This is a genomic window from Xanthovirga aplysinae, assembly GCF_009711365.1.
Classification (GTDB): domain Bacteria; phylum Bacteroidota; class Bacteroidia; order Cytophagales; family Cyclobacteriaceae; genus Xanthovirga; species Xanthovirga aplysinae.
Genome location: NZ_SMMB01001252.1, coordinates 1 through 14,814, shown reverse-complemented (window position 1 = coordinate 14,814; position 14,814 = coordinate 1). Strand labels below are relative to the sequence as shown.

Genomic DNA, 14,814 nt, shown 5'->3' with positions numbered 1-14,814 from the left:
CTGGAAGCTACAGGGATTAAAGAAATGATGTGCAGCTTTTCAAAAGCCATTTACAGCAAAAAGAAAATTTTTAAACTAATCGATGGCATCTTTAACCTAGCTTTTGAAGATTATAAAATGGGTTGGTTTAATGGATTGCGAACACTTATTTAAAAAGGAAAAGCTTTTTCCTTTAAAATTTCAATCTTGAGTCCAACCTTCATTTAATATTTATCCCTTTGAAGGATCAGGACTCAATAAATTACTAATATCATTTTTTAAGGTCTCAATGAAGCTGGAAAAGTTTCCTTTTCGACTTGCCTCTTTGAAGTTGATATTTAATTTTTGGTGCCTTTCTTCGTCAATAGGAAAACGGGTATTATTTTCTTTTAGTTTTTCTTTTGCTCTGAAGAGGAGTTGTCTACAGTGATCTTTCTTTTTTTCACAAATTTCTGTGATCTCATTGTAATCAAAATTAAATATCTCTTTAAGTAGAAAAACGGCCCTTTCAGCTCCATTTAGCTTCTTTAATAAGATAGATAAGCCCTCAGATAGTTCTTTTTCCAAGTCAATTGAAGGGATTTCTATATTTGTAGTGTATTTGTCAAAGATAGGCTCACAAAAATCCACCAAAGTTTCTTTTTTTCTTTTAAGTGCATCTAAATGATTGATACAGCTATTTGTAACTGATCGGATTAAATAAGCCTTTATATTATTTATTTCTTTTTCAATATTCAACCATTTCAGGAGGGTGTCTTGCACTAAATCCTCAGCATCCATAGGATTTCCTACCATTTGTCGGGCAATGGTGAATAATAAAGGACGATAGCTAAGTGCCGTTAATTCAGGGCTCATTTGAAAATAAAATAAAATGTAAAGAAATAAAAGGTGTATTTAATCTGCTTCAGGGGGCAAATCTATTAAAAAAGAAACAGAATAACATTAGATATGATTGCGAATTAGGAAATAAGCATTTTGAATGAAATAAGATCATACGTGATAATAATCCAGAAAATGTTTCTTAAATCTCCTTTTTTAAAAGACCCACTTATTTTCTTCTCCATCTTTACTCAGTAGGCATTTCTTCTATTTGCAATGAATTTACTATTCCACTTACCTCAACTTCAATATTCGTTGTAAAGGACATCTTGGTTTGACAACATACAAATTCCCTAGAAAACTTTTGATAGTTTTTTCTCCAATCATAATTCATGGCTGTCATTTGATAAAGGACAGGGTTTTGTTTCAACCTGAGTAAGTATTTATGTTTATTCTCACATATAGGACAATTTAACTCAATAAATTGAGTGGATTCTGTAGATTGCATAATGTACTTTGGTTTGGTTGAGAGATTAAAAATTTTTTAATTGAGTAATTTGGCCAAAGTTAATTTTGGCTAACAATACAAAATTATTCTTTAATATAACTTTTTTTAATGAAAATAGTTAGGTTCTTACATGAACATGACATTGATTTCAATTGATAAACGAAAAAATATTTTTATTAGGAGTGTGTTTTTAAAACCCTAAGCGATTGAGAGTGATTGGGAAGTGTTTTTGATTTATTGTTTCTTGTATTTTTTTAATAAAATAATACTTCCTTAATTAGCAAGATTGTAGAATTATTCCTTAATTTCATCGCATTGTTTATACGATTACCAAATAATTTGGCGTTTTTAACCACAAATTGTCTTTATAGAATTTAATTATGATGAAGAGACTTTTCGCATATTTCATATTATTTATTACATTATCGGGAACGCCCTTGTTCGCCGATGGGCTTTATGTCAGTGATACATCAAAAGTACTCCTCCCAGAGGGACAGCATATTAATGAAGCTAAACTGATTGCCGGAATTTTAGAGAATTATCATTATGGAAAAACCGTTATGGGAGATTCTCTTTCCTCTTTTGTATTAGATAGTTACATAAAAAGTTTGGACAGCTACAAGGTTTATTTTCTTGAATCGGATATAAAAGGTTTTGAGAAATATCGGAATCAGATTGTTAATGATATTGAGGTGGGAGATATCATTCCGGGATATGAAATTTATGGAGTATTTCAAAATCGGTTTGAAAATCGAATGAATAAAGTAAGGAACTTACTTGATAATGGCTTTGATTTTTCTGTTGAGGAATCCTACGACGTTGATAGGGAAGATGTCCCTTGGGCAAAGAATGAGCAAGAATTAGACGAAGTATGGCGAAAAATGGTAAAAGGTCAGGTTTTAAATTATGTCCTTTCAGGAAAAAGTGAGGAAGAAAGTATTGATGTTATTCGTAAGCGTTATAAGCGAATGGTAAAGTCAGCTTCACAGAGAAAGAGTGAAGACATTTTTCAGTTGTTTATGAATGCCTTTGCGGAATCCTTTGACCCACATACCAGTTATTTTTCTCCTCAGTCTTCGGATAACTTTAAAATATCCATGAGTAATTCCGTAGAAGGTATAGGAGCTTCTTTAAAATCGGAAAATGATTATACTTTAGTAAATGAGGTGATTGCAGGTGGGCCAGCTTTTAAAAGCAATCTTATTCATAAAGGAGATAAAATTATTGCCGTTGCCCAAGGAGAAGAAGGGGAAATGGTTGATGTTGTTGGATGGCGATTGGATGATGTAGTTGAAAAAATTCGTGGAACAAAAGGTTCAATAGTTCGATTAAGAATCCTTGATGGAGATGAAGGGGCTAACGCCCTTCCAAAAGAAATTAAACTGGTAAGGGATAAAGTAAAATTGGAGGATCAATTGGCCGAGAAAAAGGTTTATCCAATTGAAAAAGATGGAAAAGAGTATAAAATAGGTGTAATTAAACTTCCTTCTTTTTATTTGGATTTTGATGCGGCTAGAAAAGGAGAAATTAATTTTAATAGTACTACTCGGGATGTTCGCCGACTTTTGGGAGAATTGAAAGAAGAAGGTATCGATGGTTTGGTCATCGACTTGCAATACAATGGAGGAGGATCCTTACAAGAAGCCATTGATCTAACTGGATTATTTATTCCGGAGGGGCCTGTGGTTCAAATTCGAAATGCAGATGGTTCAATAGAAGTTGGGGCCGACACCGATAAATCCGTGATGTATTCAGGGCCATTGGCTGTTTTAGTAAATCGATTTAGTGCATCAGCTTCCGAAATTTTTGCTGGGGCTATTCAGGATTACAAAAGAGGAATAGTATTGGGAGAGCAGACCTATGGAAAAGGAACTGTACAAAATATTTTCAACTTGAAACGATTTTTACCCAATGAAAAAGGAAGATTGGGTGAATTGAAGTTCACATTGGCAAAATTTTACCGAATTACTGGAAGCAGTACACAGCATAAAGGAGTTACTCCAGACATCAATTTTCCTGGTCCCTTCAGTGCAGAAGAATTTGGGGAAAGTTCTAATGAAAGCGCTTTGCCTTGGGACAAAATAGGTCCTACGAGGTTTGTAAAAACTAATGATGTGAATAAGGGACTTATTTCTCGTCTTACAAATGTTTATCAAAAAGATTTAAAAGAAGACAGTGAATTAATAAACCTTCAAAAGGAAATTGAGGAAATAAAGCAAGACCGAGCAAATACAATTGTTTCTCTGAATAAAGCAGAAAGAATTAAAGAAAGAGAATTAAAAGAAAAGAAAAAGGAAAATCTTACTGCTGATGCCAGCGACAAAATAATTAAAGGAGGAGGTCGTGTGACAGCAGGAGAGGGGGTTGATGTAGCTAGTGCGGAGGTTTCAGAAGAAGAAACTGATGAGGAACTTGATGATGTCTATCTTACTGAAAGTTTAAATTTGGTGTTTGAGATGCTACGAAATTCATCTAGACAAAATTAGTAAATGCTAGAAACTGTAGATAAAAAAGATCTTTATTGTTAAAAATGGTTAAAATGAAAATCTTTGTTTTTATGTAATTCATTAGCCTTCGTAAAGATTATTCAAGTTAAAAAGCTCCCTAAAAATTTTAGGGAGCTTTTTAATTTCAAGGAATGTTTAACTCTAAAATTGGAAAGAGGGAATTCTAAAATATTAAAATGAATGGATAGAATTAAAAAGCCTGGAATCCTTTTTCAAGATTCTTGTTGTGTTCCTTGAAGTATGATTATGGTTTTTTGTCTTTTTTAGAGCTTTGCTGTATTAATATTTACTCCAATAATAAGGCGTGAATAGAATTAAGACCGTGAACAATTCAAGCCTTCCTAACATCATTAGAATAGAAAGTATCCACTTTCCTACAGTAGGGATATGAGAAAAATTATCCACAGGACCAACTGATCCAAATCCAGGGCCTATATTTCCAAGGGAAGTTGCTACAGCCCCAATAGAAGTCATGAAATCTACTTCTAGGAGGGATAACGCTACAGATCCAGTAGTAAAGATGATCAGGTAGATCATGATAAAGGCTAGTACATTATAGGCTATAGGTTGAGTAACAGCTTTATGGTTGAGTCTTACAGGTATTACTGCAGCTGGGTGTAATTGCCTTTTTAGCTCTAATAGGCTATTCTTAATGAGAATAACATGTCTTACAACTTTTACTCCTCCTGCAGTTGAACCTGCTGAGCCACCTATGAACATTAAGGTAAATATAATTAGACTTGCCATGGGAGCCCATTGGGAATAATCTGAAGATACATAACCAGTGGTGGTAAGTACAGAAACAACTTGGAAAAGTGTATCCCTAAAAGCCTTTTCAAATGGATGGTTTTCGGTATGGTATAGAATGAGAGTGATAATAAACGTTATCACTACTGTAAAAGATAAATAGACCTTAAATTCCTCATTTTTTAAGATCTTCTTAAAATTTAACTTAATGGCAAAGTAACTAAGCGTAAAGCTGGTTCCGGCTAAAAACATAAATACAATCATTACATATTGTATATAGGGCGAAAATAACGCCGCACTATCTTGCTTAGTTGAAAATCCTCCCGTTGCCATGGTGGTTAGTGAATGATTGATGGCATCAAAAAATGTCATCTTACCTGCCAGTAGGAGGAGAAATTCTAACATGGTTAGTCCAACATAAACAAACCAAAGGCGGGTTGCCGTATCTCTTATGCGTGGCTGAAGCTTATCAGGGCTAATTCCTGGTGCTTCTGCTACAAATAGCTGCATACCTCCAATTCCTAATATTGGTAGAATGGCTACAGCTAATACAATTATTCCCATTCCCCCGATCCATTGAGTTAGGCTTCTCCAGAACAAAATTCCCTTATGTAGGGATTCGATATCATTAAGAATTGAAGCACCCGTGGTCGTGTAACCTGACATTGTTTCAAAAAATGCATCGGTAAAGGTAGGAATAGCTCCTGTTAATAAATAGGGAAGGGTCCCAAAACAAGAGATAGAAAGCCAACCAAGTGTTACGATTAGGTAACCATCTTTTTTACTTACTTCTTGATTTTTTGCATCTCTGGTGAAAAACCAAATAGCAAAACCTGCAACCACGGTAATTAATCCGGCCAATAAGATCTCTTTCCAGCTTTCTTCTTTATAGTATATGGAAAATGGTAGACAAAGCAACATGAAAAGTCCGTTTAGAGCGTTTAGCAGCCCTAAAATATGTGCAATTACCTTAAGGTGAATTCTCATTTAAATAATGCTTCGATTTTATGAATACTCTCCTTCTTAGCCAGGACAACCACTCTGTCTTTTGCTTTAAATTGAAAATCACCCCTGGTGGTATAACCTACACCCTTTCGAATCACTCCTCCAATGATGGATGTGGAAGGTAGATTTAACGACCGAAGAGGTGCTTTTGTGATTTTTGATCCTTCTGGAACTTCGAATTCAAGAATTTCTGCATCTACTCCATGAATACTCGTCATAGATACAATTTCACCTTTTCTCACATAGCGAAAGATGAAATTAGCGGCAATAAGCTTTTTGTTTATAAGCGTATCCACACCAATATTTTGGGAAAGGTGAATGTAGTCGATGTTTTCTACTAGTGCTATGGTTTTCTTTACATTGGCATTTTTTGCTACCAAACTGGAAATGATATTGGTTTCAGAATTTCCCGTTACTGCAATAAAGGCATCCATATGTTCTATTCCTTCTTCTTTGAGGAGATCTACATCCCTGCCATCTCCATTGATTACCAATGTGTTGGGTAATTCGTCAGCTAATTCAAAACACTTATCCTTATCAGCTTCAATGAGTTTGATATTATATTTTTCTTCTAAACGCTTAGCAGTATTGGTACCGATTCTGCTTCCGCCGAGAATCATTAAATTTCTAATTTCACCTTTTTCTTTTTCAGTAAAATCTAAAACTTGGTCTATTCCTTCTGGGGGAGCAATAAAATACGTATGATCATTAGGTTGTAACCGGGTTTTGCCATGAGGAATAATCGTCTCTTGACCTCTCAATATGGCAACGGTAATATAATTCTGCGGAAGGTTTTCACTGACAATTTCCTCCAAACTTTTGCCACACAATCTGGAGTCAGGTTCTATAGTAACCCCAATCAGTGAAAGGGTGCCATTTCCAAAATCAAAAGTATCAGTGAGAGCAACTCTTCTTAATAGTCTTTGAATTTCTTTGGCAGCTAATTGTTCTGGGGAGATCAATTCATCTATCCCTAATTTTTTAAGGTCATGTCGCTCTCTGGGTCCCCTAAAACTTGTATTTGAAATTCTTGCAATAGTTTTCCTCGCTCCTAAGTATTTTGCGATGATAGTCGTGGCAATGTTAGTTTCTTCAGAAGAGGTAGCTGCAATTAATAAATCTGCTTTAGAAACTTTGGCTTCTTCAAGGACATTATGATAGGTAGAGTTTCCGCGAATAACGGCTACATCAAGATGATCTGAAACATACTTTAATTTTTCAGGATCGGTGTCAATCAAGACGATGTTTTGCTTTTCATACGCTAAAAGTTTGGCTAAATGAAAGCCCACATCTCCTGCTCCCGCAATTATGATCCTCATAAAAGTAAAGTTCTTGGTTTAAAAAAATTAAGCAAATCGGTTGGGATCTATTCGCTTGATCTTAATAATGTTTGGAAAATCCTACAAAATTAAAGGGAACTTAAAATTATCGTTCAATTATAAAAATTCCTCTGCAAAGGTAGTTAAAAATTGTAATTATTCACCAATTAGGCATTTTTCATGAAGTCAAGTTCATTCACTTTTGAGCTAAACCCTTAGCCATTATTTCTTTTTTTAAATTATTTGAATGTCCATTTCTTCCATTCCTCTCCAATACTGGGATTGGTTGTGACGGTTGGTGTTTGTTGTTTGTTATTAATGAGAATAGATTTTAAACGGACTTCTTTATTTAAATTTTCTGCTAGTTCTGAATAAGAAATGTTTCCCTCCGTTTCCTGTAATTTTTTCAATAAAAAGTAGGTAAATAACCCATGCCTTTTGGGTACATATGCCCCTGCGCTTTCTTCATCACTTGAAGACGAAAATATAATAAGGTTACTGGCTGGCAGATAGGCTTTAGGTTTTACCCGAACCCCTCTTCGACTTATTAGTGTTCCAGCTCTTGCCCCTCCGCTAAAGCAGGCATCAAGAATTAAAGTTACTCTTTTAGTAGGTGTTTCGGTTAAAGCTTTACATAATTCATTTACCCTTAAGGCGAATTCCAGGCTGTTGCCATTAATATCTACGGGGATAAGATATGCATCTCTAGTTTTCTCGTCTGGTAGCCCATGGCCAGCATAATATACAAGGACTTCGGTGGCATCTCCGTTTGCCTGTTGTATTTGTTGCAATTTGCGAACAGCTCTTTGCATTTGTCCACTTGTGGCATTGATAAGCATAGTAATATTTTCATTAGGCACCCCTAATGTTTTGATAAAATATTCTTTGATGATTAGCGCATCATTTTTAGCGAAGGGAACATTGGATTCTGCATCCAATTCTTCCTGATAAGATTTATAGTCTTCATTTCCGATGATCAGCGCAAATTTTTGTGGTTGTAGTTCAGTGGTGATGGGGATGTTGTGGTCTACGCCTACAAGGGTAGGGGATGTGTCCCAACTTTCTTTTGGCAGGGAAGAATTTAGTAAATTGAAACTGTTTTCTAATTCCAATGAAACGTTATAAGAATTGTCAATTTTTTTTGACCTGTATTGGACAGGGAGTTTGCTGTCGTATGTATAAGTTTTTTGATTGTGAGGGTTAATTATTCGGACATAAGTAACCATGAATTTTTTTTCTTTGATGGAAAATTCTGGACTCTCAAAAAAAAGATCTTTAAAGTTTCGGTTGAAGGCTTGCGCTTCATGGAGGGGAACTGGTAAATAAATTGAATTCATGTTAGGAAATTGAATTCGAAACACTTCATTTTCTACATCATATTCGTGTTGTGCATTCCTGATTGAATGGGAGAATGGTTCTTTTGCATAATCCTTGATTATTCTTTGGACCAATTGATAAATCTTTTCTCTTCTCCTAGTAGGATTTACTCGCTTCTTGTAATTTTCTAATTTTTCAAAATCACCTTTTCTTTCCCATTTACTCAGTGCAGTCCGAACATAGTTTTCTAGTTTTACTACCGGGTCTTCTGTTATTTTATATAAAAATATTTGTTCTATGTGGCTTTCGGCAAGATGAATGTTCCCAATTAGAAGGAAATCACCATTTGAAGTTTCTTTTAAGTTACGTATTTGTAGGTTATTCCCAGTTTTAATGAATTTTTGTCGAAGGATTTGGCCATTTTTATCTAGTTGGATAATCCATGATTTTGGTTTTTTTTCCTGGTCATAGGTTGTGGCAGCCAATAGCAGTCCGTTTTCTCCAGTAACCAAAGCATCATTCATTATGTCTTTTTCTGCTCCCCCAAATTGCTGTTCCCATTGTATTTCTCCTTGGGGATTAGTTTGAATAACCCATATATCAGGATTTCCTTCCCTTTGGGTTCTTCCCACAATGTAAAGGTCTCCCTTATCGGTTTGGAGTAATTTTTTTCCTATGTCCCATTTATCTGCCCCAAAAGTTTTTTCCCATTCCAATAATCCTTCTGAATCTGTTTTTAATAGCCAGGTATCAAACCTTCCATTTCCTTTTGATTCAGTATTTCCTAATACATAAAACCCGCCTACTCTGTCTTCAACTGCACATTGGGCAAAATCAAAATGTACTCCTCCATAGGTTCTTTCCCATTTCTTTTCTCCATTTTCATCAATTTTTAATAAAAATAGATCCCTAAGTCCTTTGGCGCGAGTGGTAGAAAATCCGCTTATTAAAAATCCTCCATCTCTTGTTTTGATTACATCTTGTCCGTGCTCCCAACCTTTGCCACCATAAGTTTTTTGCCAGATGATTTGTCCTCTAGGATTAATTTTTAATACCCAAACATCTCCTTCTCCTTTGCCTTTTGACCAGCTTGTTCCTACCAATAGAAAATTGTTATCCCCAGTAATATGACCACTATAAAGACCATCTTTTAATTTACCATCTAGTGTTATTTCTCCTCTGGTTTTTCCATCTGGATCAACTTTAAGTATTAAGGTCTTTTTTCTGCCAGGTTTCGTAAATATTCCACCAATAACCAAGAACCCATCTCTTACCTTAATAGTATTGTACACCTCTTCTTTTAGCTTTCCTCCATGCAATTGCTTTTTTGAAATTTCTAAAGGGGGTAAATGCTGGGCTCTAATACTTAGGGAGCAACATAATATAATGCCTAGTAGAATTACTGGGTTAAATTGCCTGGGTTTCATTGGATTTTAGAGTTGTGAATGATTTCATAATTTTGAAGCTTTTCCTTTTTAAAGAAGGAAAAGGGAAACACTTTTCTAAATAGTAGATTAACTTTGTTGGGGACAATAGACATTATCATTAATGATTTGTCAACCTGCTAGAACTTCGGTGATTATTATTTAAGAAATTATTAGTGCTTTTTCCGGGTTTCAGAAATGCTTTATTCCATTGTCTTAATTATTTTCGAATTTTTAAGTTTATTATTTGATAATTGAAGCTAATATCAAGAGTCCTGATTTCTCTTAGCCATTTTTGAAAGTTCCCTTTTGATAGGGATTTTGGTGTATGAAATTCCTCTCTGCTGTATATCATAGGATCCAATAATGGTTTTTGAAACTCATTGGAAGAAAATATGAGATATAATTGCACGTATTCTATTTCTTTTTCAGTGGTGAGTACTAACTCATCCACGATTTGTTGGTTGAATTCTTTGTAGTATTGGTGCTCCTCTTCGGTGGAAAAGAAGATATATGGTTGATCTTCCTTTATGGGAACGGCATCTGTATAGTTTTCTGCCATTTGTTGGTAGGGGAGTAGACGATAGGCTTCATCTTCTTCAACCATAAATACAGATAGGTGACCGTTTACTGGAGACCTGAAATAGAGGTAAAAAGGCTCTTCTTGTTGGAATTCCGTTGTTCTACAAATTTTATTGGGACAGTTTAATGGAATTGCTTCAAATTCTACCTTTACCTGTTGTACTTCTCTTACTTTCCCTTCAATTTCGCACTCAATCCACAGTTCATACTCTTTTCCATATTCACCTTCTATGGACCTAAGATCTTCGGTATAGTCCTCCCTTAGAGTTTTAACCCATTCCCCTTTTACTCTGGTGTTGCCAATTACTTTAAATTTGGTTTGACCATTTTCTATATCGATGTTGGTCTCTTGTTCAACGTAAGAACCAAACTTTTCCTCAATGGCATTTATGATGGCCAGTTCCCTAGCTTTGGCTCGGGCCTCGGTTTTACTTATTTGCGGATCTATTTTTACTTTTGCTGTTCCTTTGCTTCTAAAGAGCTTTTGGCAGTATGTGAAATGCATGACTGCCAAAAGCAGGCTGATCGATAATATGAGGGTTTTCATAGATGCCTTAGAAGTCCATTAATTTCTCTAATTTTTCTTGCATCAGTTCTGTTTCCTCTTCCAGTTTTTTTCTAACCACTTTTTTGGCAGATTCCATTGCTAAATCAGTGTTGTATCCAATCCGGACAGATGATTCAGTGTTTTTTCCTATTTTTTTATAGATTTCAAAGAAAACTAAAACCCGCTGGATTTCTTGAGCAATTATATTTTTTGAAGCAGCAACCGTTTTGGTGACTGATGCGGCTTCCTCATTGCTGAGCTGATTGGTGGCAACGTTGTTTTCTATTAGAGCTGCAATTTGGGTTTGAACTAATCCTGCAAGTTCTAATTTGGCGAGTTCGGTTGCCTGTAATTTTGCTGCAGCTTGAGATTCGGCGACAGAATTTCCAGTAGCTACAATATATAGGGGATATCCGTTTTGATCCTCTTGATATTGAGCCATCCAACCTTTTTCAATTTGCTTTTCCATTGGAATTGCTCCTGGGGCAACATACCAGCCTCTTTTTTTAAATTTTCCTGCTTCTCTTCTGGCTTTTTTCTCTGCTCTTCTTCTAATTTCCTTCTTTAGATCTCGATCTTCCTTTTTTAGTTCTTTCCTGTTTGCTTTTTTTTGTTTAGCCTCATATTTATTGTTTTGGGCAATAAGAGATTGGAAACTTAATGCCATTAGTAATCCTAGTAGGATACTAATGCCTTTTCTTAGTTGACGTGATTGTTCCTTCATTTCTATCCAATTATGATTAATGTATTGGTGTAACAAAAGGCAATAGCTAATAATTTGGTTTAGGCCATAATAATATCTGGAAGCAGTAAATTTTTTTCAGGTCTGTATAATTAAGAGAATAAAATAGCTAATATTAAATGAGCGAATAATCATTCCCTTATATTAACATATAAATTTATACCCTTCGTAACCTTATAGTAATTTTTAATTTAACTAAATCACCTACTAAACCATCGCGATTACTACTGTCGCCGGTAAATATCAGGTTAAAATCTCTTCTATCAAGCTCCCCTGAAATACTCCAATCAATAAAATCGTCTGTTATTTTTATTTGTTTAACTTCCAAAAGGGTAGATCTTGTAACATCCTTAATGGTTAAATCTCCCTCCATCTGATATTCTTGATTGTTTACTTGCTTAAAACTGTTGCTCGAAAATTTAATAGTTGAATATTGCTCTACATTGAAAAACTCATCTGACCTTAAGTGGCGATCTCTTGCTTTTATATTAGTATCAATACTTTCTACTTTAATGCTCAACGTAATTTTTGGATCCGTAAATTCTGGTCCATGGGTTTCTATATTAGATGAATAATCAGTGAACTTTCCTTTGACATTGAATATATTAAAATTCTTTACTGAAAACCCTATGGATGAATTAGAATAATCGATTTCCCATTTTTGTTGCCATTTGACCGTTGGGAGGGAGTGCAGGGGAGTTGGTTTTCCCAATTTGAAGTAAAAAGGACAATATGTGATTGAAAAGTAAAGCAGAAAATACTTAACCATGAATAAGTTTTTCTGCTTAACAATTTAAAAGAGGTTGTCGTTTTTAAATTTTCTAACTCTTTGCCTTACTAAGAGAACGCTTTAAATTTATATAATCCAAAAAATACAATATCTTAAGTGATAGACTATTTGAAGCACTAGTACTTAATGTATTATCCAAATTAGAGATAAAATTAAAATCTGTTTTATTATCGTCAGTTTCAATTGCATTTTTCCAAACTAAGCTTAGCTCACTTCCAGGGGCAAATCTCCAGGTATATACCATATCAATGTTAAAGGCATTGTAATTCTTGTCGTATTTTTTCTCTTGATTTTCGTCTAGATCATCATAAACAATAGGAATTAAATCTCCATTATTTTGCAGCTCAAAATATTCTCCTGTATAATATGGCACTTTGCTCCAGTAATGTCGTAGCCTGAAGGTAATCCCCATTCTATCGTTAAATGTGTATTGTCCGTTAAAAGTATTTACAAAAGTTTGCACATCCCTTGTCCCTAAAATGATTTGTTCCGGCTCATCATTGTCATCATAAAAGGTATCCACCCATCCTCGATCATCTCTTTCAATGTTGAAATTTAATTCATGAAAAAAACGAAGTTTTTCATTGACAATATAAGTGGCTTCAAATCCCATCCAATTATCGGTTTGCTTCCATAAATTTCGTCTAAATATACCTGTGTAAACCAATATCGAAAATGGTTTTCTGTAATCTGTACCTACAACGAAATTTACATTAAAATTGGGAGGGATATTGACATACCAATTTTCTTCTCTTGGCTCAAAATGATCTCGACCCCAAATTGGTCTAATTCCAAAATTTAGCCTTAAAAACCAAAAATTAGACAGTTGTCCCCCAACATTAGTAAAAATGGACCAATTATTAAACCACCTTGGTTGATAGAGCATACTATGATCTGTGAAAAGATTAAACCGAAAATTATTTAAATATTTGTTCGGTTTATTGTTTAATACATAGCTAAATCTTCCCCAGTGGGAAATTATATTCGCATTTCGTAAATAGCCCATGTCATTTGGGTCAAAATCCTTCGTGGTTAAACTTCGTCCAGCTTCATAGCGAATTTTACCACTTACTTTTTCGAATTCTAAATGGTATTTGTACCCTTTTTTATTATGAAGATTCTTGGTCTCTTGATCCTGAGTAAAGATTTGGCTGATCATTGCCGACCCTTCGAGATTAAAAATATTTTGTTTATCATTTATTGAAAATAATCCACCTGTTACATTGGCATCTTTTCCGGTTTCACCAAAAACTTGTTCTCCTTTATAATTCCCTCTAAAAACATTCGTGTTGATAAGGGTAACACTGGAATTGTTCTTTAGATTTTGGTCCAATACAAACACATTAAAATTGGTAAGGGGGTCTACAAGAACTTCACGTTCCTGTCCTGATTCTATGTTCTTGATTGATGCAGTTGTTTTATTTGTAAGGGCATTAAATACTCCAATTCCCAATCCCCCTTTTAATCTACCTGAAATTTTAGTAGCATTTAGCATTGGTGCCTCAGATGGTTCATAAGATACTTCCTCCGTATCCTCATCATAATCAAGGCCTCCAAATGATTGGCCAACTCTTCTTGAATAAAAAAGATTTCCTTTGTTGAATAATTCTGTACCCTCTGTGAAAAACTGCCTGTTTTCATCGTAACGTACTTCAAATTGGGATAGGTTTAATACATGGTTGTCGGAGCGAACTTGACCAAAATCAGGAATTAAAGTCATATCCAATGTAATCGCATCGTTAATACCATATTTAAGATCCATTCCCCCATTGATAGATTTACTAATCTCCCCTTCACTACTCTGACCTAAATAGGTTGAAACATAAGGAGAAACAGATAAACGAACAGGAGGTTTAATGTTCGAAATACCTGTCAGTTCTCCCGCTTGATTTATAAACCCGTTTACATCTGGACTTACTTCATTCCACCAAACTTCTTCTCCTGTACGTACAATCGATCTCCCAAAATTCACTCCCCATTTCTGTACATCTTTTTTTGCAAAGCGAATAGCAGAATAAGGAATCATCATTTCAGCAATCCAACCATCTTCTACTTGCCTTACCTTACTTTCCCAAACGGCATTCCAATTTCCACTCATCCCATCAACAGTATATTTATAATCTCCCTGAACACCGGCAGCAGAAACTAGGAACCCAACTCCATTTAAACCACCTTGGTATGGGTCCAGAAGAATCATGAACCAATCGGTTTGATCTACATTATCTCTTGCAGTAAGGGTTGCACGAATACTATCAGGATGATCAAAGATCTTTGCACCAACATATAAGGCAAAATCATCATACAAAACACTCACTTCTGAGTCTTGAGTTGCTCTTTTTCCAGGTTCAGGGCGATTTTGAATAAATGCGATACCCTTTGGGGCTTTAGTCCAAATTTCCTCGTCCAATTGACCATCTATAATCGGGCTGGCCTCTGTACGAATTGCTTGTAATTGTTTTTTGGAGCTATTCTGCGCAAAAAGAGTAGTTGATAGGACCAAAAGGAGCAGCAGCAGTTGAATTTTTTTC

At 35.0% G+C, this 14,814-nt stretch carries 10 protein-coding genes; 1 reads left to right on the top strand and 9 read right to left on the bottom strand.

Annotated elements, in window-relative coordinates:
* Window positions 1-210: 210 nt before the first annotated feature.
* Complete coding sequence (locus E1171_RS19400) at window positions 211-834, bottom strand: sigma-70 family RNA polymerase sigma factor (protein WP_155207718.1); 624 nt, start codon at window positions 832-834, stop codon at window positions 211-213.
* A 211-nt stretch (window positions 835-1,045) separates the two neighbouring features.
* Window positions 1,046-1,306, bottom strand: coding sequence for a hypothetical protein (locus tag E1171_RS19395; protein ID WP_155207717.1), 261 nt, complete (start codon window positions 1,304-1,306; stop codon window positions 1,046-1,048).
* 380 nt (window positions 1,307-1,686) lie between these two features.
* Here E1171_RS19395 and E1171_RS19390 point away from each other — a divergent pair, with 380 nt between their 5' ends.
* Window positions 1,687-3,792 (top strand): carboxy terminal-processing peptidase, encoded by a 2,106-nt coding sequence (locus tag E1171_RS19390; RefSeq protein WP_155207716.1) that lies wholly within the window; start codon window positions 1,687-1,689, stop codon window positions 3,790-3,792.
* Window positions 3,793-4,092: 300 nt separating this feature from the next.
* Here E1171_RS19390 and E1171_RS19385 read toward each other — a convergent pair whose 3' ends face one another.
* The 7 genes from E1171_RS19385 to E1171_RS19355 form a co-directional block, all read right to left on the bottom strand.
* Window positions 4,093-5,547: a TrkH family potassium uptake protein gene (locus tag E1171_RS19385; protein WP_155207715.1), complete on the bottom strand. Its 1,455-nt coding sequence runs from the start codon at window positions 5,545-5,547 to the stop codon at window positions 4,093-4,095.
* Window positions 5,544-6,884, bottom strand: coding sequence for a Trk system potassium transporter TrkA (trkA, locus tag E1171_RS19380; protein ID WP_155207714.1), 1,341 nt, complete (start codon window positions 6,882-6,884; stop codon window positions 5,544-5,546). Before trkA ends, E1171_RS19385 begins: the two co-directional genes overlap by 4 nt.
* Before the next feature lie 239 nt (window positions 6,885-7,123).
* Window positions 7,124-9,628 carry a caspase family protein gene (locus tag E1171_RS19375; RefSeq protein WP_155207713.1) on the bottom strand — a complete coding sequence of 835 codons (2,505 nt, stop codon included), beginning with the start codon at window positions 9,626-9,628 and terminating at the stop codon, window positions 7,124-7,126.
* Between the two features lie 217 nt (window positions 9,629-9,845).
* Window positions 9,846-10,754, bottom strand: coding sequence for a hypothetical protein (locus E1171_RS19370; RefSeq protein WP_155207712.1), 909 nt, complete (start codon window positions 10,752-10,754; stop codon window positions 9,846-9,848).
* A 7-nt stretch (window positions 10,755-10,761) separates the two neighbouring features.
* Window positions 10,762-11,478, bottom strand: coding sequence for a hypothetical protein (locus E1171_RS19365; protein WP_155207711.1), 717 nt, complete (start codon window positions 11,476-11,478; stop codon window positions 10,762-10,764).
* A 175-nt stretch (window positions 11,479-11,653) separates the two neighbouring features.
* Window positions 11,654-12,208, bottom strand: a complete 555-nt coding sequence (locus E1171_RS19360; RefSeq protein WP_222931546.1) for a YceI family protein — start codon at window positions 12,206-12,208, stop codon at window positions 11,654-11,656.
* A 109-nt stretch (window positions 12,209-12,317) separates the two neighbouring features.
* On the bottom strand, window positions 12,318-14,814 hold a 2,497-nt coding region (locus E1171_RS19355), incomplete at its 5' end, for a DUF5916 domain-containing protein (RefSeq protein WP_155207709.1).

Bases quoted from the DNA above. Each gene is read 5' to 3' on its own strand.
- E1171_RS19385 (WP_155207715.1), bottom strand. From the start codon at position 5,547: ATGAGAATTCACCTTAAGGTAATTGCACATATTTTAGGGCTGCTAAAC.
- E1171_RS19395 (WP_155207717.1), bottom strand. From the start codon at position 1,306: ATGCAATCTACAGAATCCACTCAATTTATTGAGTTAAATTGTCCTATA.
- trkA (WP_155207714.1), bottom strand. From the start codon at position 6,884: ATGAGGATCATAATTGCGGGAGCAGGAGATGTGGGCTTTCATTTAGCC.
- E1171_RS19365 (WP_155207711.1), bottom strand. From the start codon at position 11,478: ATGAAGGAACAATCACGTCAACTAAGAAAAGGCATTAGTATCCTACTA.
- E1171_RS19375 (WP_155207713.1), bottom strand. From the start codon at position 9,628: ATGAAACCCAGGCAATTTAACCCAGTAATTCTACTAGGCATTATATTA.
- E1171_RS19370 (WP_155207712.1), bottom strand. From the start codon at position 10,754: ATGAAAACCCTCATATTATCGATCAGCCTGCTTTTGGCAGTCATGCAT.
- E1171_RS19400 (WP_155207718.1), bottom strand. From the start codon at position 834: ATGAGCCCTGAATTAACGGCACTTAGCTATCGTCCTTTATTATTCACC.
- E1171_RS19390 (WP_155207716.1), top strand. From the start codon at position 1,687: ATGATGAAGAGACTTTTCGCATATTTCATATTATTTATTACATTATCG.